This window comes from Streptomyces sp. NPDC003379, from assembly GCF_053589195.1.
Genome location: NZ_JBSFRK010000009.1, coordinates 111,443 through 132,613, shown reverse-complemented (window position 1 = coordinate 132,613; position 21,171 = coordinate 111,443). Strand labels below are relative to the sequence as shown.

At 70.9% G+C, this 21,171-nt stretch carries 21 protein-coding genes and 1 pseudogene; 11 read left to right on the top strand and 11 right to left on the bottom strand.

Features of this window, described 5'->3' with window-relative positions; translation table 11 throughout:
• The first annotated feature begins 75 nt into the window (after positions 1 to 75).
• Complete coding sequence (locus ACWDVB_RS11120) at positions 76 to 528, top strand: carboxymuconolactone decarboxylase family protein (RefSeq protein ID WP_451512731.1); 453 nt, start codon at positions 76 to 78, stop codon at positions 526 to 528.
• 79 nt (positions 529 to 607) lie between these two features.
• Here ACWDVB_RS11120 and ACWDVB_RS11115 read toward each other — a convergent pair whose 3' ends face one another.
• The 5 genes from ACWDVB_RS11115 to ACWDVB_RS11095 all read right to left on the bottom strand — a co-directional run bounded on the left by ACWDVB_RS11115 (position 608) and on the right by ACWDVB_RS11095 (position 6,086).
• Positions 608 to 1,237, bottom strand: coding sequence for an HAD family hydrolase (locus ACWDVB_RS11115; protein ID WP_451512730.1), 630 nt, complete (start codon positions 1,235 to 1,237; stop codon positions 608 to 610).
• 76 nt (positions 1,238 to 1,313) lie between these two features.
• A complete protein-coding gene (locus ACWDVB_RS11110; protein ID WP_451512729.1) occupies positions 1,314 to 1,847 on the bottom strand; it encodes an N-acetyltransferase family protein in 534 nt (177 codons plus the stop codon).
• 695 nt (positions 1,848 to 2,542) lie between these two features.
• Positions 2,543 to 3,196, bottom strand: coding sequence for a GNAT family N-acetyltransferase (locus tag ACWDVB_RS11105; RefSeq protein WP_451512728.1), 654 nt, complete (start codon positions 3,194 to 3,196; stop codon positions 2,543 to 2,545).
• A 286-nt stretch (positions 3,197 to 3,482) separates the two neighbouring features.
• Positions 3,483 to 4,571 (bottom strand): family 2 encapsulin nanocompartment cargo protein polyprenyl transferase, encoded by a 1,089-nt coding sequence (locus ACWDVB_RS11100; RefSeq protein ID WP_451512727.1) that lies wholly within the window; start codon positions 4,569 to 4,571, stop codon positions 3,483 to 3,485.
• A 108-nt stretch (positions 4,572 to 4,679) separates the two neighbouring features.
• Positions 4,680 to 6,086: a family 2B encapsulin nanocompartment shell protein gene (locus ACWDVB_RS11095; RefSeq protein ID WP_451512726.1), complete on the bottom strand. Its 1,407-nt coding sequence runs from the start codon at positions 6,084 to 6,086 to the stop codon at positions 4,680 to 4,682.
• A 253-nt stretch (positions 6,087 to 6,339) separates the two neighbouring features.
• Between ACWDVB_RS11095 and ACWDVB_RS11090 the strand changes: the two genes are divergently transcribed.
• The 3 genes from ACWDVB_RS11090 to ACWDVB_RS11080 all read left to right on the top strand — a co-directional run bounded on the left by ACWDVB_RS11090 (position 6,340) and on the right by ACWDVB_RS11080 (position 8,331).
• A complete protein-coding gene (locus ACWDVB_RS11090) occupies positions 6,340 to 6,576 on the top strand; it encodes a hypothetical protein (RefSeq protein ID WP_451512725.1) in 237 nt (78 codons plus the stop codon).
• Between the two features lie 139 nt (positions 6,577 to 6,715).
• Entirely contained in the window at positions 6,716 to 7,306 is a 591-nt protein-coding gene (locus ACWDVB_RS11085) for an N-acetylmuramoyl-L-alanine amidase (RefSeq protein WP_451512724.1), read from the top strand.
• Between the two features lie 80 nt (positions 7,307 to 7,386).
• Positions 7,387 to 8,331 carry a 1-aminocyclopropane-1-carboxylate deaminase/D-cysteine desulfhydrase gene (locus ACWDVB_RS11080; RefSeq protein WP_451512723.1) on the top strand — a complete coding sequence of 315 codons (945 nt, stop codon included), beginning with the start codon at positions 7,387 to 7,389 and terminating at the stop codon, positions 8,329 to 8,331.
• Here ACWDVB_RS11080 and ACWDVB_RS11075 read toward each other — a convergent pair.
• Positions 8,310 to 9,908 carry a Na+/H+ antiporter gene (locus ACWDVB_RS11075; RefSeq protein WP_451512722.1) on the bottom strand — a complete coding sequence of 533 codons (1,599 nt, stop codon included), beginning with the start codon at positions 9,906 to 9,908 and terminating at the stop codon, positions 8,310 to 8,312. The two genes, ACWDVB_RS11080 and ACWDVB_RS11075, sit on opposite strands and share 22 nt — an antisense overlap.
• Positions 9,909 to 9,954: 46 nt before the next feature.
• Here ACWDVB_RS11075 and ACWDVB_RS11070 point away from each other — a divergent pair, with 46 nt between their 5' ends.
• The 3 genes from ACWDVB_RS11070 to ACWDVB_RS11060 all read left to right on the top strand — a co-directional run bounded on the left by ACWDVB_RS11070 (position 9,955) and on the right by ACWDVB_RS11060 (position 11,904).
• Positions 9,955 to 10,215, top strand: coding sequence for a UBP-type zinc finger domain-containing protein (locus tag ACWDVB_RS11070; protein WP_451512721.1), 261 nt, complete (start codon positions 9,955 to 9,957; stop codon positions 10,213 to 10,215).
• Between the two features lie 247 nt (positions 10,216 to 10,462).
• Positions 10,463 to 10,876, top strand: coding sequence for an ATP-binding protein (locus tag ACWDVB_RS11065; protein ID WP_062782207.1), 414 nt, complete (start codon positions 10,463 to 10,465; stop codon positions 10,874 to 10,876).
• A gap of 17 nt (positions 10,877 to 10,893) precedes the next feature.
• A complete protein-coding gene (locus tag ACWDVB_RS11060; RefSeq protein WP_451512720.1) occupies positions 10,894 to 11,904 on the top strand; it encodes an RNA polymerase sigma factor SigF in 1,011 nt (336 codons plus the stop codon).
• A 3-nt stretch (positions 11,905 to 11,907) separates the two neighbouring features.
• Here ACWDVB_RS11060 and ACWDVB_RS11055 read toward each other — a convergent pair whose 3' ends face one another.
• A complete protein-coding gene (locus ACWDVB_RS11055; protein ID WP_451512719.1) occupies positions 11,908 to 12,366 on the bottom strand; it encodes a hypothetical protein in 459 nt (152 codons plus the stop codon).
• Positions 12,367 to 12,469: 103 nt separating this feature from the next.
• On the opposite strand from ACWDVB_RS11055, the gene ACWDVB_RS11050 reads away from it, so the two are divergent.
• A complete protein-coding gene (locus tag ACWDVB_RS11050) occupies positions 12,470 to 13,438 on the top strand; it encodes a diacylglycerol/lipid kinase family protein (protein ID WP_451512718.1) in 969 nt (322 codons plus the stop codon).
• Between the two features lie 316 nt (positions 13,439 to 13,754).
• Positions 13,755 to 14,012 (top strand): WhiB family transcriptional regulator, encoded by a 258-nt coding sequence (locus ACWDVB_RS11045; RefSeq protein WP_016639615.1) that lies wholly within the window; start codon positions 13,755 to 13,757, stop codon positions 14,010 to 14,012.
• Positions 14,013 to 14,172: 160 nt separating this feature from the next.
• Here ACWDVB_RS11045 and ACWDVB_RS11040 read toward each other — a convergent pair whose 3' ends face one another.
• Positions 14,173 to 15,639, bottom strand: coding sequence for a sensor histidine kinase (locus ACWDVB_RS11040; protein WP_451512911.1), 1,467 nt, complete (start codon positions 15,637 to 15,639; stop codon positions 14,173 to 14,175).
• Between the two features lie 377 nt (positions 15,640 to 16,016).
• Entirely contained in the window at positions 16,017 to 16,634 is a 618-nt protein-coding gene (locus tag ACWDVB_RS11035) for a TetR/AcrR family transcriptional regulator (protein ID WP_451512717.1), read from the bottom strand.
• A gap of 93 nt (positions 16,635 to 16,727) precedes the next feature.
• Between ACWDVB_RS11035 and ACWDVB_RS11030 the strand changes: the two genes are divergently transcribed.
• Positions 16,728 to 17,495 carry an SDR family oxidoreductase gene (locus tag ACWDVB_RS11030; protein WP_451512716.1) on the top strand — a complete coding sequence of 256 codons (768 nt, stop codon included), beginning with the start codon at positions 16,728 to 16,730 and terminating at the stop codon, positions 17,493 to 17,495.
• Positions 17,496 to 17,530: 35 nt separating this feature from the next.
• Here the strand turns inward: ACWDVB_RS11030 and ACWDVB_RS11025 are convergent.
• Positions 17,531 to 18,530 (bottom strand): annotated as a pseudogene (locus tag ACWDVB_RS11025) (SIS domain-containing protein).
• A 269-nt stretch (positions 18,531 to 18,799) separates the two neighbouring features.
• Here ACWDVB_RS11025 and nagB point away from each other — a divergent pair.
• Entirely contained in the window at positions 18,800 to 19,585 is a 786-nt protein-coding gene (gene nagB, locus ACWDVB_RS11020) for a glucosamine-6-phosphate deaminase (protein WP_451512715.1), read from the top strand.
• Positions 19,586 to 19,650: 65 nt separating this feature from the next.
• Here nagB and ACWDVB_RS11015 read toward each other — a convergent pair whose 3' ends face one another.
• Positions 19,651 to 21,165 carry a glycoside hydrolase family 3 protein gene (locus ACWDVB_RS11015; protein ID WP_451512714.1) on the bottom strand — a complete coding sequence of 505 codons (1,515 nt, stop codon included), beginning with the start codon at positions 21,163 to 21,165 and terminating at the stop codon, positions 19,651 to 19,653.
• Positions 21,166 to 21,171: the final 6 nt, after the last annotated feature.

Here is a 21,171-nt window from a genome sequence, read left to right as displayed (position 1 = left end):
CTCCCGTCGCGATCCGTCATGGCTGTGACACCTGACAGCTATGGCTGTGAAACCCGACAGCTGAGGAGAACAGTAATGAACGCACGTATGAAGAACCCGGCCCAGGTCCTCCCCGCGTCCGTGCCCGCCGTCCAGAGCCTGTTGGAGACGGTGCGGAGCGCCGGTGTGCCGGAGGCGACCCTCGAACTCGTCCACCTGCGCGCCAGCCAGATCAACGGCTGCGGCTACTGCGTCGACTCCGGGGTGCGCAGCGCCAAGAAGAACGGTGAGACGGACGAGCGTCTGCACGCCGTGGCCGCCTGGCGTGAGGCCCCCTACTTCACCGACTCCGAGCGGGCGGCGCTCTCCCTCGCCGAGCACGCCACGCGCCTGGCCGACCGGTCGGACGCCGTGCCGGACACCGTCTGGGACGACGCCGCCGACCACTTCGACGAGCGGCAACTCGCCGCGCTCATCCTCATGATCGGCGTGACCAACCTCTTCAACCGCGTGAATGTCACGACCCGCCAGTCGGCGGGCCACGCCTGACGCGAACCAGTGAGGCGGGGCCAAAGGGAGGGAGGCGGAGGCGGAGGCGAAGGCGAAGGCGAAGGCGAAGGCGAAGGCGTCAGAGAAGCGACGCCAACGCCGCCCGCAGGTCGGCCGGTTCGCGGTACAGCAGGCCGGTCATCCCGAGTGCTCGGGCGGCCTCCACGTTCTCCTGACGGTCGTCCACGAAGAGGCAGCGGCCAGGGGCGACCCCGGCCCGCTGCACCGCCGTCTCGTAGATACGACGGTCCGGCTTGGTGACGCCGAGGTCGGCGCTGCTGATCACGTCGTCGAAGAGCCCGGCCGGACCGGTGAGGCCGAGCAGGGCCAGATCATCGGCCAGCCACGGCGTCGCATTGGTCACCAGCAGGACTGGAAGCCCGGCCGCACGGACCTGCCGGAGCAGCCCGACCACCACGTCGTCGGCGCGGAACTTGGTCTCCGCCAGCGTGATCCCGAGCTCCTGTCCGCGCTCCCACGGCACCCGGTCGGCCAGAGCGCGGGCGATCGAGTCGATCCACTGTTCCTTGGTGATCTCGCCGCGCATCAGCGGCAGATCGGTCTCGGGCGCGAAGGCGATCTCGGCGGTACTGCCTGGCGGCAGTCCGGCCGCGGTCTCCAGCTGTTCCAGTTCCGCCATGTCGTAGAAGCGGATCACGCCGTCGAGGTCACTCAGTACGGCGTCGAACGCCCGGCCGGAGATGGTCATCGGATGTGTCTATCACGCGCCCTGCCGGGGCCGTACCGGGGATGGGGCCGGGCCGGTCCCGCAGCCAGTACGGAGGTCATCCCTCCACCTCCAGGGTGTACCGCAGCTTCTCCTTGGCGCGGGCGCCCAGACGGTCGTAGAAGCGGATGGCTCCCTCGTTCCACGCGGGCGTCTGCCACTGCACCACGGTCAGGCCGAGGGCGCGGGCCTCGGCGGACACCGCGTCCATGAGGAGCGGTCCCAGGCCGAGGCCGCGGTGGCCGTCGCGCAGGAAGAGGCAGTCCATGTGGAGGTACTCGGCGCCGTCCCATGTGGAGATCTCGGGCGCGCACGTGGCGTACCCGACGAGTTCACCCCCGGGCAGCTCCGCCACCAGACAGCGCAGGCGAGCCTCCGGGACGCCGAAGAGGAGCGTGCCGAGCCGCTCCGCCAGCCCGGCCGCGGGCGGCGCCGCCTTCTCGAACATGGCGTGATCGGCGGCCAGTTCTGCGACGAGCGGCAGGTCGTCGGGCCGGGCGTGACGTACGACCGGGACTCCGGACGCGTCAGCACTGAGGAGGGCCAACTGATGTACGTCCACGACCCTCGGCACCACCTTGACCGCATTCATGGCCCCATCATGCCGATCACGGAACCTGGCCCCGGCGGCGCCCTCCTCTCCGTCGGCGGGAACCTCACGTCGGCGCGAGACTTACGTCACCGAGAGCCTGGCAACCGCGACCGAGAGGCAGGCCTCCCCGACCGAGAGGCAGACACCCTCGACCGAGAGGCGGGCGTCCGCGCGGGCACGACGCAGCGCACCACGACGCTTGCCGTAACACGGGATCGCCCAGCCGCGCTCACTTCGTGTCGTCGTCGACGCCCGGCTGCGAGGCCGGCAGGTCAGGCTCCACGTCATCGTCGGGGTCGTGGGCGTCCCGGCCTCGGCGGCCCGGTAACGCCGCGGACCTCCTGCCACGCCGCGACCGGAAGTGCTTCCCGGCGCCGGAGTGTGGCGCGTCGGCCTCGTCCACGCAGGCCTCACAGTGCGCGTTACGACACGGCCCGGGGCCCCATACAGGGACGAACACCCCGAGCACCTTACGCCGCCGGATGACCGTACCGACCGGTTCTCCGCAGGCCCCGCACACAGGCTCGGGCTCGTCCTGCGGGCCGGGGCCGGACCGGGGCCCTTCGCTGCCCATGCGCGGAGTTTATTCCTGTCCGGCCCCGCTGTGCAGCCCCACGGCGCCCCCGCTCGCTTGGCCGCACGCCCGGCCAAGCACACCGCCGCGCCCCAGCACCGCCCGCAACACTCGGACGCCGTCAGACAGACGCCCGCGGCTCACGCCACATCGGCCACATCCGCGGCCCCTCCGGCAGGTCGAGCGACGCCCCCGTGAAGGCGAACCCCAACCGCTCGTACAGGTCGCGGCTCCGCGCGGTGCTCGCCTCCAGATAGGCGTGCAGGCCCTCCCGATCGCACCGTTCGAGAACGGCGTTGACCAGCGCCGTACCGAGCCCCTCCCCCTGCCGGTCCGGCCGCACCGCGATCATGTGCAGGTACTCATGCGGCCGGTCGGTCGGATGGGCTGCTTCCGTCAACCGGCCGATCAGCTCGACCCGTTCGTTCTCGGGGTCGACGGCCTGCCGCAGCAGCGCTGGACCATCGACCTCCACATCGGCCTCGGCCTCCGCCGCTGCCCCTGGGTCCTCCCCGCCCCGCCCGGCAACCTCCGGGACAGCCGCCGGTACGGACCACCACAGGGCCGCCGCCGCACCGTCCTCGGTGATGTCGATATACCCCTCGCCGAGTGCGAGGTCGAAGAAGGCGCCCATCAACGCGCCGTGCCTACGCCGACGGTGCTCCTCCCCTGGAAACACCCAACCGCTCACCGGATCCCCCATGAACGCCTCGTCGAGCAACCGGACCACCTCGGCCCGGTCCCCCACCCCGGCTCTACGGATCGCCACACCCATCAGCCCGCCCCACCCCTCACCACTCGCCCGCAACCAATGGCGCACCGCCCCGCGCTCAACTCCGCGCCACCGCACGCCGTTTGCAGACTAAGTGATCGCCCCCGCCGACGCGGAAGGCTCCGCGCACCACCAGAATCCCGGCAGCCGCGGGGCCCTCACCTCACCGCACCCCCCTACCCGCACCCCCTCCCAACGTCCCTCCCCGCACCCCCTACCCTCACCCCAGCCCCCTTGGGCTTCGGCCTCCCCTCCTCAGCCCACAGCCCCTCCCGGCCCCCCGCACCCCTCAATGCGTACGTCGCGTCACGAACTCCGCAAGTGCCAGCAGCCCACCCGCCGACTCCGGATCGGGCACCGCCCTCGCGAGCTGGCCCACCGCCCTGGACATCCGGTCGGCCGCGTGCACCTGCGCCCAGTCACGCCCGCCCGCACGCTCCACCGCGCGGGCGGCCCGCTCCAGCTCGTCCTCGCCCTTGGCGGGCGGCCCGACATAGAGCTGGGCCAGTTCCACCGCGGCCGGCGTGCCCGAGGCGAGCGCGGCGACCACCGGCAGGGACTTCTTACGGGCCGCCAGGTCGGCGCCCGCCGGCTTGCCCGTGTGACCGGGGTCGCCCCAGATGCCGATGACGTCGTCGATGAGCTGGAAGGCGAGCCCGGCCTCGCGGCCGAACCCGTCGAGCGCGTCGACCTCCTCCGGCCCCCCGCCCGCGTACAACGCCCCCAGCGCGCACGCGCAGCCGAGCAGCGCCCCGGTCTTGGCCTCCGCCATGGCGAGGCACTCGTCGAGCGTCACCTCGTCGGGGCCTCGGCGCTCCAGCGCGCAGTCCGCGTGCTGGCCCGCGCAGAGCTCCACGACACAGCGGGCGAGGCGGGCGGAGGCCGCCGGGGCCCCCGGGTGGGGGTCCTCGGCGAGCAGCCGCTGTGCCAGTGCCTGCAGGGCGTCACCGACGAGGATCGCGTCGGCGTCACCGAACACGGTCCAGGCGGTGGGCCGGTGCCTGCGCGTGGTGTCGCGGTCCATCACGTCGTCGTGCAGCAGTGTGAAGTTGTGGGTCAGCTCCACGGCCGCCGCCGCCCGGACGGCCGTGGCGGGCTCACCACCGAGCGCCCGTACCGCCGCGAGGACGAGCGCGGGCCTGATGGCCTTGCCGGCGTTCCCCGCGGCCGGTGTGCCGTCGGCGTGCTCCCACCCGAAGTGGTAGCGCGCGACCCGGCGCAGGGATCCCGGCAGCGAGTCGACCGCCCTGTGCAGTTCGGGATCGACGCACGCGCGTGCCGCCGCCAGGATCTCCGCGGCCTCATGCCGCTCGCCGGGCTCCGGTGGCCGCGCCACCGCCTCGGCAGCGCCTGCCGTGTCCGTCGTCGTGTCCGTCATGGACTCACCCCGGGGTGAAAGGGGACGGTGGCGGTTCCTCGGCCTGTGGGCGCGTACGGAGGGGGTGTACCCCGCGCGGTGGCCACGGACACGGACACGGTCCCGGGCTCACGTCCAGCGGCCGATCTCGACGTTCTCCAGGACGCCGAGCGCATCGGGCACGAGCACGGCGGCGGAGTAGTAGGTCGACACCAGGTACGAGATGATCGCCTGTTCGCTGATGCCCATGAACCGTACGGACAGGCTCGGTTCGATCTCGTCCGGGATGCCGCTCTGCCGCAGGCCGACGACGCCCTGCTCCTCTTCGCCCGTACGCATGCAGATGATGGAGGTCGTGCGGGCCTCGGTCACCGGGATCTTGTTGCACGGGAAGATCGGGACACCGCGCCAGGTGGGGATCCTGTTGCCGCCCATGTCGATGGTCTCGGGGACGAGTCCGCGCTTGTTGAGCTCGCGGCCGAACGCGGAGATCGCGCGCGGGTGGGCGAGGAAGAGCTTCGATCCGCGCCTGCGGCTGAGCAGTTCGTCCATGTCGTCGGGGCTGGGCACGCCGTCGTGCGGCTGGATCCGCTGGTCGTACTCGCAGTTGTTCAGGAGACCGAACTCGCGGTGGTTGATGAGCTCGTGCTCCTGGCGCTCCTTGAGCGCCTCGACGGTGAGCCGCAGCTGCTGCTCGGTCTGGTTCATCGGCTGGTTGTAGAGGTCGGCCACGCGCGTGTGGATGCGCAGAACTGTCTGGGCGACGCTCAACTCGTATTCACGTGGCGCCGATTCGTAGTCCACGAAGGTGCCCGGCAGCACCGCCTCGCCGACATGTCCGGCCGAGAGGTCGATGGCCGCCTCGCCGAACTTGTTGGTGCGCTGGGCCGGGATGGTCCGCAGCCGCTGGAGGTGCCCGCGCAGCGATTCGCTGCGCTCGGCGACCTGTTCGAGGTCCTGCCTCGGCAGCGTGAGGACCGTACAGGCCGTCACCGCGCGTGCCGTGTACTCCCAGATGGCCTCGGAGTCGAGGAGCGCCGCCTCTCCGAAGTAGGAGCCGTCGGCGAGTGTCCCGAGCACCGAGTCGTCCCCGTAAGGACCCGTGCCGATCTTCTCCACCCGGCCGTGCGCGAGGAGGAACACCTCGTCCGCCTGGCTCCCGAACGAGGTCAGGATCTCGCCCGCGGCGAACTCCCGCTGCTGGCAGCGCCGCGCCAGCTCGCTGAGCACTTCCTGGTCCTCGAAGTCCCGCAGCACCGGCAGCTCGCCGAGCTCCGCCGGGATGACCTGCACCTGGTCGCCCGTCTTCACGAACGTCACCCGGCCGTCACCGACCGAGTAGCTCAGCCTTCGGTTCACCCGGTATGTTCCGCCTTGGACCTGCACCCAGGGCAGCATCCGCAGCAGCCAGCGCGAGCTGATCTCCTGCATCTGCGGTGCCGACTTGGTGGTGGTGGCCAGATTCCGGGCGGCCGATGTGCCGAGGCTCTGCTGCGGCTTCTCCGACTCTGCGCGGACCTCTTCGCCTACCGACATTGCGTGTGCCCCTCCCGAGTACCTGCGGTGATCTGCAGACGCCACCCTTCCAGCACGGACCGTGGCCGCGCCATTACACGAACGAGCGGGAATGGATCACGCCCGGGCTGGGCAGGGGGCGCATTTCCACCTGTTCGGCCCAACCGGTTCACCCGTCCGCAGGAGGCCGGGAACCGCAAGATCGCGGTTTCCGTTGAACTGTTTGCGGGGCATCCACCGCCCGCACCCTTGGCTTCAACGGCAGGAGACAGCAATGGCAGGCTTCCTGGATCGCGCCAAAGAGCAGGCGCAGCGGGGCCTCACTCAGGGCAAGCAGAAGATCGACGAGGTCCAGGAGAAGCGCGCGGGTGACGCCCTCCTGAAGAAGCTCGGCGCCGCGTATTACGCGGAGCGCCGTGGCACCGGTTCCCCGCAGGCCACCCAGCAGGCTCTGGAGGCCCTGGAATCCCACATCGCGACGCATGGCGACAGCTTCCTGCACGGTAGCTGACCGGATCGGCTCGCACGGTGCCCGAACAGGCCTCGGATCGATTCCGAACAGCTGGTCCGGGCACCGGAGTTCCGGTACAAGCAGGGCGTACGAGGCGGTCCGCGACCGGCGGCCGTCGCGCCCCGCAAAGGAGGCGGTCATGGCCCCACCCATGTCCGCGGGACGCTTCTTGGACGCCCTGCGAGACGAAGGCGTGACCGTGGTCGAAGTCGGCGAATGGGAGCAGCACAACCGCAACCACAAGGGCCCCTGGGGTCCCGTGCACGGCGTGATGATCCACCACACCGTGACGTCGGGCAGCGAGCACACGGTGGAGATCTGCCGCGACGGGCACGCGTCGCTGCCCGGACCGCTCTGTCACGGCGTGATCACCAAGGACGGCCGCGTCCACCTCGTCGGCTACGGCCGTGCGAACCACGCCGGCCTGGGCGACGACGACGTGCTGCGCGCGGTCATCGCGGAGAAGCGCCTGCCGCCGGACAACGAGGCGAACGCCGACGGCAACCGCCACTTCTACGGCTTCGAGTGCGAGAACCTCGGTGACGGCGAGGATCCCTGGCCCGACGCCCAGCTGGACACCATCGAGAGGGTCTCGGCCGCGATCTGCCGCGTCCATGGCTGGACGGAGCGCTCGGTGATCGGCCACCTGGAGTGGCAGCCGGGCAAGGTGGACCCGCGCGGCTTCACCATGGCCCAGATGCGGGAGCGCATCGAGGAGCGCCTCAAGTAGCCCCCCGGGGGAGCCCGGCGCAAGGCTCCCCCGCCGAACCGCCCCCTGTCGGGCAGCGTGCCTCGGGGGACAATGGCGGGGTGCACCACACCCCGCCCGCCGGTCTGCGACCCCGGCTTCCGTCGCCGCTGCAGCGCATAGAGGACGACCGCTTCGGCCGCCACGGCGTGCGGCTGCTGCTCAAGCGGGACGATCTGATCCACCCGGACCTGCCGGGCAACAAGTACCGCAAGCTCGCCTTGAACCTCCGGGCCGCGGCCGATGCGGGCCACGACACGCTGCTCACCTTCGGCGGCGCTTACTCCAACCATCTGCGCGCCACGGCCGCCGCCGGACGCCTCCTCGGCTTCGCCACGGTCGGCGTCGTGCGCGGCGACGAACTCGCCGGGCGCCCTCTCAATCCGTCTCTGACCCGGTGCACGGCGGACGGCATGCGCCTGCACTTCGTCGACAGATCGACGTACCGCGCGAAGAGCGAGCCCGGGACACTGGCCGCGATCCTGCGAGAGGCGGGCGCGCGGTCCGCGTACGTGATTCCGGAGGGCGGCAGCAACGCCCTCGCCGTGCAGGGCTGCACGGCCCTCGGCGAGGAGCTGCGCGAGCACACGGACGTGGCGGCCGTCGCCTGCGGCACCGGCGGCACGCTCGCGGGCCTGGCCGCCGGACTCGGCCCGGACCGGCGGGCCCTTGGCATACCGGTCCTCAAGGGTGGCTTCCTGGACACCGACATACGGGCCCTGCAACGAGAGACGTTCGGCGAGCCGACCGCCAACTGGCACCTGGACGACCGCTTCCACTGCGGCGGCTACGCCCGCACGCCTCCCGAGCTCCTCGCCTTCGCCGAGGACTTCGAGCGCCGCCACGGACAGGAGACCGGCCTCTCCGTAGAGCACCTCTACGTCGCCAAACTGCTCTACGCCCTGACCGCCCTCTCCGAAGAGGGCGCCTTCCGGCCCGGCACCCGCCTCACCGCGGTGATCACCGGCACCGGAGGGAGCCCGGCTCACTCCTCGACCTCCCGGTAGGCGGCCGCCTCCTCCAGGTCCAGCTTGCGCAGCAGCGTCCGCATCATCTCGTCGTCGATGCGCCGCTCGTCCCGCATCTTCACGAACACCTCGCGCTCCGCGGCGATGGCCTCGCGCGCCAGTCGGCGGTAGGTGCCGTCCGCCGACTCCCCCGTCACGGGGTTGGGCTGGCCGAGCCGTTCCCACACGGAGTTGCGGCGCCGCTCCAGGACGGTGCGCAGACGGTCCTGGAGGGGCTGTGGAAGGCAGTTGCGCTCGTCCCGCATGAGTTCCTCCACCCGGGCCTCCGCGGCCTGCGAGGCGGCGTTCTGCGCCTGCGCCTCGGCGAGGGTCTGGGCCTGCGCGTCGCGGCCCGGCAGTTTCAGGACACGGATCAGCCACGGCAGCGAGAGCCCCTGCACGACGAGCGTGCCGATGACCGTGGTGAAGGTCAGAAACAAGACAAGGTTGCGCGCGGGGAAGGGCCCCCCGTCGTCCATAACGAGCGGGATCGAGAAGGCGATGGCCAGCGAGACCACGCCCCGCATCCCGGCCCAGCTGACGATCAGCGGTCTGCGCCAGTCCATGTCGTCCTCGCGCTCCCTGATGCGCGTCGACACGGCACGCGGCAGGTATGTGGCCGGGTAGGACCACAGGAACCGCGCCACGACCACGAAGACGAAGACGCCGATCGCGTACGAGACCGCCTGCCCGACGCTGTACTCACCGAGCCCCTTGAGCACGATGGGCAGTTGCAGCCCGATGAGCGCGAAGACCGCCGACTCCAGGATGAACGCGACGACCCTCCACACCGCGGCCTCCTGCAGCCGCGTCTCGAAGTCCACCTGCCAGGAGCGGTGCCCCAGGTAGAGGGCGACGACGACCACGGCGAGCACTCCGGAGGCGTGCACCTGCTCCGCGGCGGCGTACGCGACGAAGGGGATGAGCAGCGACAGGGTGTTCTGCAGCATCGCCTCCTTGAGGTGGGTGCGCAGCCAGTGGATCGGCACCATCAGGAGCAGCCCGACGCCGACGCCGCCGACCGCGGCCACCAGGAACTCCCGGACGCCGCCCGACCAGCTGGCGCTCTCTCCGACGGCCGCCGCGAGGGCCACCTTGTAGGCGGTGATCGCGGTCGCGTCGTTCACCAGGGACTCGCCCTGGAGGATGGTCGTGATCCGCGAGGGCAGTCCCACCCGGCGCGCGATGGCGGTCGCCGCGACCGCGTCCGGGGGTGCGATCACGGCGCCGAGCACCAGGGCGGCGGTCAGCGGCAGGTCGGGGATCAGCAGATAGGTGAGCCAGCCGACGGCGAGCGTGGCGAACAGGACGTAGCCGACGGAGAGCAGCGCGACGGGTCTGATGTTGGCCCGCAAGTCCAGATAGGAGCTCTCCAGGGCGGCCGTGTGCAGCAGCGGAGGCAGGATGAGCGGCAGCACGATGTGCGGATCGAGGTGGTAGTCCGGCACTCCGGGGACGTACGAGGCGATGAGCCCCACGCCGACGAGGAGCAGCGGCGCCGGTACGGAGGTCCTGCGCGCCGCCCCCGCCACCACGGCGCTCGCCGCGATCAGTGCCACCAGGGGCAGTACATCCATCGGCAGACCCCTCCGCCTTCCGTGTTCCCGTCGTAACCTGGCAATCATGAACGAGTGCCCGCACGTCGCAGCGCTGCCGCACCCCGAGGTGGTCCCGCTGAGCGACACGTGCCTTGAGTGCCTGGCGGCCGGCAGCCACCCGGTCCAGCTGCGGCTGTGTCTGGAGTGCGGTCATGTGGGCTGCTGCGACTCCTCGCCGTTCCAGCACGCGACGGCGCACTTCAAGGAGACCTCACACGCAGTGATGAGGACCTTCGAGCCGGGAGAGAGCTGGCGTTGGTGCTTCGTGGACGGTTCGATCGTCTGACGCCTGGGTACGTCAACCCGACGCCTGTTCTTTCCAATTGGGCCTGCCGGACCCCTAGCCACTGTGCGTACTCATATGCTTACTATGAGTGACAGCAACGGGGCGGGGTCCACGGGACACAGAGCTGGGGAGCGCGGTAGCGTCACCGCAGAACTACGTGGTGCGTTACCCGTGTGACGCAGTCCGGACCGCCGCTGGACGGCGGTTCTGGAGCCCCGAAAGTGCTTGTACCACCTTGGAGGTGAGGGTGTCCCAGATCGCAGGCGAGCCCGGGAATCAGGACTTCGTGGAGGTCCGCCTTCCTGCTGCGGGTGCCTACCTGTCGGTGCTGCGGACGGCGACGGCCGGCCTCGCGGCGCGTTTGGACTTCACTCTCGACGAGATCGAGGACCTCCGCATCGCGGTCGACGAGGCCTGCGCGATCCTGCTCCAGCAGGCCGTGCCGGGCTCCGTGCTCAGCTGCGTCTTCCGGCTCGTCGACGACTCGTTGGAGGTGACGGTCTCGGCGCCCACGACCGACGGCCGGGCCCCGGAGCGGGACACCTTCGCCTGGACTGTGCTGTCGGCCCTCGCGGGCCAGGTGGACTCCGCCGTCGCCGAGGACAACACCGTCTCGATCAGCCTCTACAAAAAGCGCGGCGCGGGACCCGGGCCGGCGTGAGGAACGGGGACGGGCCGGTGCGGGACGAAGAGCGCGGCACACAGAGTCTGCCCGCCGACGGCAGGGAGGGGGTGCGCCGTATGGCCACCGGGATCCCCGAACAGCAGGCCAAACCTCACCCGGAGGACCCGGGACATCCGGATCCGCCGACGGTGGCCGATGTGTCGGAGCAGGCAGAGCCGACCGCCAAGGACGAGCTCAAGCAGCTCTCCGGCCGGGGCGGCGGGCGACGGGCGGGAAACATGAGCGAGCACGAGCACAGCCGGCACGATCCACGGGACCGCAGCGGCGCACGCGCGATGTTCATCGAGCTGCGCGGCCTGCCGGACGGCAGTCCGGAGTACGCGGAGCTGCGCAACCAGCTGGTCCGCATGCACCTGCCGCTCGTCGAGCACCTGGCCCGCCGCTTCCGCAACCGCGGCGAGCCCCTGGACGACCTCACCCAGGTCGCCACCATCGGCCTGATCAAGTCGGTGGACCGCTTCGACCCGGAGCGCGGAGTGGAGTTCTCCACGTACGCGACGCCGACGGTCGTCGGTGAGATCAAGCGCCACTTCCGCGACAAGGGGTGGGCGGTCCGCGTCCCGCGGCGCCTCCAGGAGCTGCGTCTCGCGCTGACGACGGCCACGGCGGAGCTGTCCCAGCTGCACGGCCGCTCCCCCACGGTGCACGAGCTCGCCGAGAAACTGGCGATCTCCGAAGAGGAGGTCCTCGAGGGCCTGGAGTCGGCCAACGCCTACTCCACGCTGTCCCTGGACGTCCCCGACACGGACGACGAGTCCCCGGCCGTCGCGGACACCCTGGGCGCCGAGGACGAGGCCCTGGAGGGCGTCGAGTACCGCGAGTCCCTCAAGCCGCTCCTGGAGGACCTGCCTCCGCGCGAGAAGCGCATCCTGCTCCTGCGCTTCTTCGGGAACATGACCCAGTCGCAGATCGCGCAGGAGGTCGGCATCTCACAGATGCACGTCTCGCGCCTGCTCGCCCGCACGCTGGCACAGCTGCGGGAGAAGCTCCTCGTCGAGGAGTAGTCGCTACTTCTGGTCCTGTACGTTGCCGGGGCCCCGGATGCCGAGGGCCTCGGTCGTCGCCGGATTGACCAGGAGCACCAGCGACGCGACCGCCACGATCGCCAGAGCGATGCCGGCCGGGATCGCCACGCTGTCGGCCTGCAGCAGCTGCCAGGCCACCGGCAGCGCCATGACCTGCGTGATGATCGCGGGCCCTCGGCTCCACCGGCGCAGCTTCATCAGCCCGCGGGCGGCGAGCAGCGGCAGCAGCGCGAGGACGATCAGGGTGATGCCGCCGGTCTCGGCCTGCCGGGGGTTGTCGGGCGAGCCCGCGAGGCCCATCACGAGCATGTAAGCACCCCCGGCGAGCAGGGCGAGGCCCTCCAGCGCGGACAGGGCAGCGGCGGCGGTCAGCCGGGCGGGACGCGGGCCCGACGCGGCCGGCACCAGGGCTTCGGGGGTGGTTTTCCGCTCAGTGCTCACTCCAGCAGGGTAGCTCTGCGTACGCGCGTGTCGACACGTCGGCCCGGGCCGCCTCGCCACCTCGGTCTAGGCCAGGTAAGGGCCGCTAGGTAGTCTGCTGGGCATGCGTGCACTTCTCGTGGTCAACCCGGCGGCAACCACCACCAGTGCGCGTACGCGTGACGTCCTGGTCCACGCGCTGGCGAGCGAGATGAAGCTCGAGGCGGTCACCACGGAGTACCGCGGGCACGCCAGGGATCTGGGCCGGCAGGCCGCGGAGAGCAAGGACATCGAGCTGGTCGTCGCCCTCGGCGGTGACGGCACCGTCAACGAGGTCGTCAACGGCCTGCTGCACCACGGCCCCGATCCGGACCGCCTTCCCCGCCTCGCGGTCGTCCCCGGCGGCTCCACCAATGTCTTCGCGCGCGCCCTGGGGTTGCCGAACGACGCCGTGGAGGCCACCGGTGCCCTGCTCGACGCCCTGCGCGAGGGCAGCGAGCGCACCGTGGGTCTGGGCATCGCGGGCGGCACTCCGGGTTCGGAGGACGAGGCGATCCCCTCGCGGTGGTTCACGTTCTGCGCCGGCCTCGGCTTCGACGGCGGCGTGGTCGGCAGGGTCGAACAGCAGCGCGAGCTCGGCAGGCGCTCGACGCACGCCCTCTACGTGCGCCAGGTGCTCCGCCAGTTCCTGGACGAGCCCCACCGGCGGCGCGGAATGATCACGGTCGAGCGCCCCGGCGAGGACCCGGTGGCGGACCTGGTGATGTCGATAGTCTGCAACACCTCGCCCTACTCCTACCTGGGCAATCGCCCCCTGTACGCGTCCCCGCGGGCCTCCTTCGACACGGGCCTGGACGTGCTCGGTCTGAAGAAGCTCTCGACGGCCGCGGTGGCCCGGTACGGCACACAGCTCCTGACGTCGACACCGGAGCGCGGACCGCACGGTAAGCACGCGGTCACGCTCCACGACCTGACGGACTTCACCTTGCATTCGAAGGTCCCCCTCCCCCTGCAGATGGACGGTGACCACCTGGGACTGCGGACGAGCGTGACGTTCACAGGCGTTCGCCGTGCACTGCGTGTGATTGTGTGAGTGGAAGGGCCCAAAGTCCTTTCACTCGAACGTTTAGGCCAGGGTCCACCCCATGGAAGTACGGCTGTGACCCAGCCGACACTGAGGAATCAAAAAAAACTTTCCTGAAGGGGTTGTATCCGCAGCCGAGGTTTGCGAATCTCTACATGGCGATCGGGACGGCCCGCAACATCGGCCCCACAGAGAGCCAGAACCCCTCCTCCACCACAGGTCCACACCAGGCGACTGGGCGTCGGCCCTTCCCGTGCGGGGGGATTCGTGAAAGCGTTCACATTCACAAGCAACCTGCATGTAATACCAAGGAGAGGTAGCAGCCATGGACTGGCGTCACAACGCCGTTTGCCGCGAGGAAGACCCCGAGCTCTTCTTCCCCATCGGCAACACCGGTCCTGCGCTGCTGCAGATCGAGGAAGCCAAGGCCGTCTGCCGCCGCTGCCCCGTCATGGAGCAGTGCCTGCAGTGGGCGCTCGAGTCCGGCCAGGACTCCGGCGTCTGGGGTGGCCTCAGCGAGGACGAGCGCCGCGCAATGAAGCGCCGCGCCGCTCGCAACCGTGCACGCCAGGCCAGCGCCTGACGCCCACGCCCCCTACGAGCCTCAGCTTGGCGGCGCGTACAGCGAGTACGCATCTCCCGCCCCCGAGCCGCAGCCGCGCAGTACCCCCGATGCGCAACGCAACGTGAGCAGTGAGCCCCGGACCACATCGGTCCGGGGCTCACTGCTGTGCTCTGCGCTTCTACTTGTCGCCGCTGACCGGGACGTCGAGGCGCACCTGCGTGCCGCGCTCGGGGGCGGGGACCATGTCGAAGGTGCCGCCCAGCTCACCCTCGACCAGGGTGCGCACGATCTGCAGCCCGAGGTTGCCGGAGCGGTGCGGGTCGAAGCCCTCGGGCAGGCCGATGCCGTCGTCCTGGACGGTGATCAGCAGCCGCGCGTCCTTGCTCGTACCGCCGCGGACCGCGGAGACCTCGACCGTTCCGGTGTCCCCTTCGCGGAAGCCGTGCTCCAGTGCGTTCTGCAGGATCTCCGTGAGAACCATCGACAGGGGCGTCGCCACCTCCGCGTCGAGGATGCCGAAGCGCCCGGTGCGCCGGCCGGTGACCTTGCCGGGCGAGATCTCGGCGACCATCGCGAGCACCCGGTCGGCGATCTCGTCGAACTCCACGCGCTCGTCGAGGTTCTGGGAGAGCGTCTCGTGGACGATGGCGATGGAGCCGACGCGGCGCACGGCCTCCTCCAGTGCCTCCCGGCCCGTGGCGGAGTCGATGCGGCGTGCCTGCAGGCGCAGCAGCGCGGCGACCGTCTGGAGGTTGTTCTTCACCCGGTGGTGGATCTCCCGGATGGTCGCGTCCTTGGTGATCAACTCCCGCTCGCGGCGACGGAGTTCGGTGACATCACGGAGGAGTACGAGAGAACCGATGCGGGGCCCCTTCGGCTTGAGCGGGATCGCGCGCAGCTGGATCACTCCGTCGCCGCCCTCGATCTCGAACTCGCGCGGGGCCCAGCCGCTGGCGACCTTGGCCAGGGCCTCGTCCACGGGGCCGCGGGACGGGGCGAGTTCGGCCGTGGCCCTGCCCAGATGGTGGCCGACCAGGTCGGCGGCGAGGCCGAGACGGTGGTACGCGGAGAGCGCGTTCGGCGACGCGTACTGGACGATGCCGTCGGCGTCGAGCCTCAGCAGACCGTCGCCCACGCGCGGGGAGGCGTCCATGTCGACCTGCTGCCCCGGGAAGGGGAACGACCCGGCGGCGATCATCTGTGCGAGGTCGGACGCCGACTGGAGATACGTCAGCTCCAGCCGCGAAGGTGTGCGCACCGTCAGCAGGTTGGTGTTGCGGGCGATCACTCCCAGGACGCGCCCTTCCCTGCGTACGGGGATGGACTCGACGCGCACCGGAACCTCCTCGCGCCACTCCGGATCGCCCTCGCGCACGATGCGGCCCTCGTCCAGGGCGGCGTCCAGGAGAGGGCGGCGCCCGCGCGGGACGAGGTGGCCGACCATGTCGTCCTGGTAGGAGGTGGGGCCGGTGTTGGGCCGCATCTGCGCCACGGAGACGTAACGGGTCCCGTCGCGCGTGGGGACCCACAGCACGAGGTCGGCGAAGGAGAGGTCGGAGAGCAGCTGCCACTCCGAGACCAGCAGATGCAGCCACTCGAGGTCGGAGTCGCCGAGGGCGGTGTGCTGGCGTACGAGGTCGTTCATGGAGGGCACGTGTGCGAGCGTACCTGCCGCGTCCGGCGGCTCCGCTCGCGAAGATCTCCGGCGGGACGACGCTCCGGCGCGTATCGAGGGGGCCCGGAGGCGAATCCCGACGAGCCGCGGCGCCAGGGCGGGACCCTCAACCCACCCACGGCACCGCAGCCCTTCAGGTGCATCGGCGGTCGGAATGTGCGGTACCGACCGGCCGATCGGGAGGATCCGGCGCGGTCAGGGCAGAGAGCGCCAGGTCCTCGGTCCGCTCTCCTGTGCGGGAAGAGCGGAGGCTTTACCCACGCATTGTGGACTAGACCATTCTCTCATGTCTATGCGTCGGCAGATCTTTGTTACGGCCGGGTCGCCATGTCCTCGCCCTCCGGCCGTCAGGCTCCATTCTGCCTCCCGGCGCTCTGTGGCCACGCCAGCATGGCGAGATCGGCGACCGCTTCCAGGTCCTCCCTGGTGGCTCCGTCCCTGGCCTGCTGGGACATGCCCTGGAAGACCGCCGCGGTGTAGCGGGCGAGGGCCGCGGGGTCGGTGCTCGCGGGCAGCTCCCCCGTCGCGACGGCCGCGCGGATGCGGGACTCGATGCCCGCGATGTTGGCGTTGCGCCGCTCCCGCAGCCCTTCCTCCACCTCCGGCGTCGTGCAGTTGGTGGCCGCGCTGATGACCAGGCAGCCCGGAGGGTGGGCCGGATCGGTGAACTCGGCCGCGGCTTCGCGGAGCAGCCGCGCAACGGCGCCGCGCGCGGTGGGCTCCTCGTCGAAGGCGCGCCCGCTGAAGGCGCCGTGCGTGACCCCGTACCGCACGACGACCTCGTCGAAGAGCGTCCGCTTGTCGCCGAACGCGGCATAGAGGCTGGGCGCCCCGATCCCCATGACGCGTGTCAGGTCAGAGACGGAAGTCCCCTCATACCCGTGCTCCCAGAAGGTGCGGATCGCCTGCTCCAACGCTGTCTCGCGGTCGAAGGAGCGGGGGCGTCCACGCTGTTTCGTCGCCATGGGGTGAATTGTATAGCGGGCACTAGAAAATCGATCCGGGGTCGGGTACGGTTTTTTCTGTAGCGATCACTAGAGAAAGAGGGGACGGCCGGCATGGGTGCATCCGAGAACGGTCCGGGCAGGCTTGCGGGGAAGACGGCACTGGTCACGGGCGGGAGCCGAGGCATCGGACGAGGAATCGCCGAGCGGCTCGGGCGGGACGGGGCGCGGGTCGCCGTGCACTACGGCAGCAATGAGACGGCCGCGAAGGAGACGGTGACCGCGATCGAGGCGGCGGGCGGATCCGCCTTCGCGATCGGTGCGGAGCTGGGCGTGCCCGGTGACGCCGAGGCGCTCTGGGCGGAGTTCGACCGACACGCGGACGGACTGGACGTGCTGGTGAACAACGCGGGCATCGGGCTGTACAGCCGGGTGGGAGAAGTGCGGGAAGCGGATTACGACCGAGTGTTCGCCGTCAATGCCAAGGCGCCGTTCTTCATCGTGCAGAAGGGGCTCGGCCGGCTGCGCGACGGCGGCCGGATCATCAACATCTCCTCGGGCGTCACCCGGATCGCCTTCCCGATCACCATCGCCTACTCCATGACGAAGGGCGCGGTGAACGTGCTGACCCACACGCTGGCGCAGGAGCTCGGCCCGCGCGGGATCACGGTCAACGCGGTGGCGCCGGGAATCATCGAGACGGAAATGATGGACGGCGCGCCCGAGGAGCAGCGGGCGGAGATGGCCGGGTACTCCACCTTCAATCGCATAGGACAGCCCGCCGACGTGGCGGACATCGTCTCCTTCGTCGCGTCGGACGACGCACGGTGGATCACGGGCCAGTACATCGACGCGACGGGAGGCTCGGCGCTGGGCCTCTGACGGTTGCCTCTGCCTGATGGGGCGGCCGGCCCGCCTCAGCGGGTCTCGGTCACCTTGGCGAGAGCTCTGGGCGCGTCCGGGTCCTGGCCGCGGGCGATCGTGACCTCGTAGGCGAGGAGCTGGAGGGGAATGATCTCCAGGATCGGCTGGGCCTCTTCGGCGACCCCTTCGGTGGGCAGTACGAAGCCGGCCGAGGCCTGTTCGACCTGGACCTTCGGGCCGATGACCACCAGGTCGGCGCCCCGGCCGCGGAGCCGGGTCGAGGACGGGTTGCAGCGCCTCGCCGCCCCGGCCGTCCGTCACGACGGCGATGACCGGCGAGATGTTGTCGACCATCGCGAGCGGGCCGTGCAGCAGATCGGCGCCGGAGTAGGCGAGCGCCGGGATGTAGCTGGTCTCCATCAGTTTCAGGGCTGCCTTCTTCGCGGTCGGGTAGCCGTAGCCACGGGAGGTGATCACCATGCGCTCGGCGAAGCGGTAACGGGCGGCGAGGGCCTTGACCTCGCCCTCACGGGCGAGCAGCGAGGCGGTGTACGTCTTCGTGGCGGGCAGCGCCCGCTCCGGTGCCGCGAGGATGTCGATGTGGTGCTCGGAGACGGCGGCCAGGGGTGAGTCGGGGTTGTTGGTGACCGCGAGGGTGATCGCGCCGGCCTCACGGGCGGTCCGGGTGGAGGCCACCAGGTCGGGCGAGCCGCCGGACTGACTCACGGTGACGACGAGGACGTCCCGCAGGTCGGGCTTGGCGCCGTACGCCGTGACGGTGGACATCGAGGTCAGCCCACAGGGCATGCCGAGGCGGACTTCAAGGAGGTACTTCGCGTAGCGCGCGGCGTGGTCGGAGCTGCCGCGTGCGGTGAGCAACACGAAGCGGGGCTTGCGCTCGGCGACCCGCTGAGCGATCTCACGGATCGTCGGGACGCCGGTACCGAGGATGCGGCGCAGCACTCCGGGCTGCTCGGCCATCTCCCGGGCCATGATCCGCCCCGGCCGCTCACTCTGCGGATCGCGCACGTCCTGCGGAGTCTTGGCGCTCATGCCCCTGCTTTCGCTGCTCTTGGGCTGGGGCGCATGGGCGGGCCGGGGGCCTGGGCCGGCTGCTGGCCGGGGGCCTGGGCCGGCTGCCTGGGGCTCGGCGGCTCGGCCGGTGCCGCTCGGCGGCGCGGGCGGAGCTAGCGCGGTGGGCGAGGTGGGCGGGAAGGCGGGAGCATGGAGGGTGGAGCAGGGGTGGTGTGGGGGCGGGGCTCTGCTAGATTGGTCTATACCACAGTCTTCTTGAGTTCCCTCTCCAGATCGGCAGGCCCAGCGTGGAAGTTGTCATCGTCCCGGACGCCACGGCAGGCGGCGAGCTCATCGCGGAGGCCATGGCCGCCCTGGTGCGCCGTAAGCCTGACGCCCTGCTCGGTGTCGCCACCGGCTCCACCCCGCTACCCATCTACGAGGCGCTGGCCGCCAAGGTGGCCGCCGGTGCCGTGGATGCCTCGCGGGCGCGGATCTGCCAGCTCGACGAGTACGTCGGGCTGCCGGTCGGGCACCCGGAGTCGTACCGTTCCGTCGTGCTGCGCGAGGTCGTGGAGCCGCTCGGGCTGAGCGAGGAGTCGTTCATGGGCCCGGACGGCAGCGCCGAGGACGTGCAGGCTGCTTGCGTGGCGTACGACAAGGCGCTCGCCGAGGCGGGTGGGGTCGATCTCCAGCTGCTCGGGATCGGGACCGACGGGCACATCGGGTTCAACGAGCCCTGCTCGTCGCTCGCTTCGCGTACGCGCATCAAGACGCTCACCGAGCAGACGCGGGTGGACAACGCGCGCTTCTTCGACGGGGACATCGAGCAGGTCCCGCACCACGTCATCACCCAGGGGATCGGGACGATCCTGGAGGCGCGGCACCTCGTGCTGCTCGCCACCGGTGAGGGCAAGGCGGACGCGGTGGCCGCGACGGTGGAGGGGCCGGTCGCCTCGGTGGTTCCCGCCTCCGCGCTGCAGCTGCACCCGCACGCCACGGTCGTCGTCGACGAGGCCGCCGCGTCCAAGCTGAAGCTCGCCGACTACTTCCGTCACACCTACGCCAACAAGCCCGACTGGCAGGGACTGTAGAAGTCATGAAGAACGACGAAGGGGCGTCCCCGGTTGGGGGCGCCCCTTCGTCGTCGTCCAAAGGATCACGCGCCGGTGATGACCTCCGCCGCCGCTTCGCCGCAGACCCTTGCCGCGCCGCGCGTCGCGATGTGGAGGGCGCCGGTCGGGGGTGACTGGGGGACGCCCATCTCCACCACCACGGTGTCCGGGCGGGAGGCCAGGAGGGTGCGTACGGCCGAGGACATCCACACGTGGCGGTGGGCGTCGCGGACCACCGCGACGATGCGGCGCTCCCCCGCCGCCGCGAGGGCCTCGGCGCCCGCCGTGTCGCCGGAGAAGCTGCCCGACGCCGTGCCGGGAAGTCGGCGTTCGAGCTCGGCGGTGACGCCCCACGGGGTCTCGTCGCCGACCGCGATGTTCGGGAGCGGGGTGAAGGTGGCGACGTAGGGGGCCTCGATGACCGGGGCCGCGTAGGTCTCACCGCGCGTGACCGTCAGCGCGCGGCGGGCCGCGACCAGGCCGATTCCGGTGTCGGGCGCGCCCCCCGAACGATCGGCCGCGCCCGACACCGAAGTCCAGCCCGCCAGCGCCCGTACGCGGTCGGCCGCATCGGCAAGACGCTCCTCGGGCAGTTCGCCCGAGCGCACCGCCGCGACGAAGGCGTCCCGGAGGCGCAGGACGGTGCCCTCGTCCGAGGGGCCGCCGCCCACGCAGATCGCGTCGGCGCCCGCCGCGATGGCGAGGACGCAACCGCGCTCGAAGCCGTACCGGCCGGCGATGGCCTGCATGTCCATGCCGTCGGTGACGATCAGGCCGTCGTAGCCGAATTCCCCGCGGAGGAGGTCGGTGAGGATGCGGCGGGAGACCGTCCCCGGGTACTCGGGGTCCAGGGCGGGGGCCAGGATGTGGGCGCTCATCACGGCCCGGGTGCCGGCGGCGATCGCGGCGCGGAACGGCGCGAGGTCGCGGGAGTTCAGCACGTCCCGGTCGACGTCGATGACCGGCACGGAGTGGTGCGAGTCGACCGCGGTGTCCCCGTGCCCCGGGAAGTGCTTGGTGGAGGCGGCGACGCCGGAGGACTGCAGGCCCTCGACGTACGCGGCGGTGTGCCGGGCCACCAGCAGCGGGTCCGCGCCGAAGGAACGTACGCCGATGACGGGGTTGTCGGGGTTGGCGTTGACGTCGGCGGACGGTGCCCAGTTGAAGTTGATGCCGCAGGCGGCGAGGCGGCGGCCGAGGTCGGCGGCCACGTCGCGGGTCAGCGCCGTGTCGTCGACGGCGCCCAGCGCGTGGTTGCCCGGGTAGGAGGAGCCGGTGCGCACCTCCAGGCGGGTGACGTCGCCGCTCTCCTCGTCGATGGCGACCAGGAGGTCCTCGCGCTCGGCCCGCAGCTGGGCGGTGAGGGCGGCGACCTGCTCGGCGGTCCTGACGTTGCGGCCGAAGAGGCCGACGGAGGCGAGGCCCTCGCCGATCCTGCGGCGCAGCCAGTCCGGCGCGGTGGTGCCGTCGAAGCCGGGCTGGAGCACGGCCAGAGCGTTACGGGTGAGCGTGTCACCGGCGGATGTCGCGTCACCGGCGGGCGTCGTGAGTGTCGTCATCAGGCG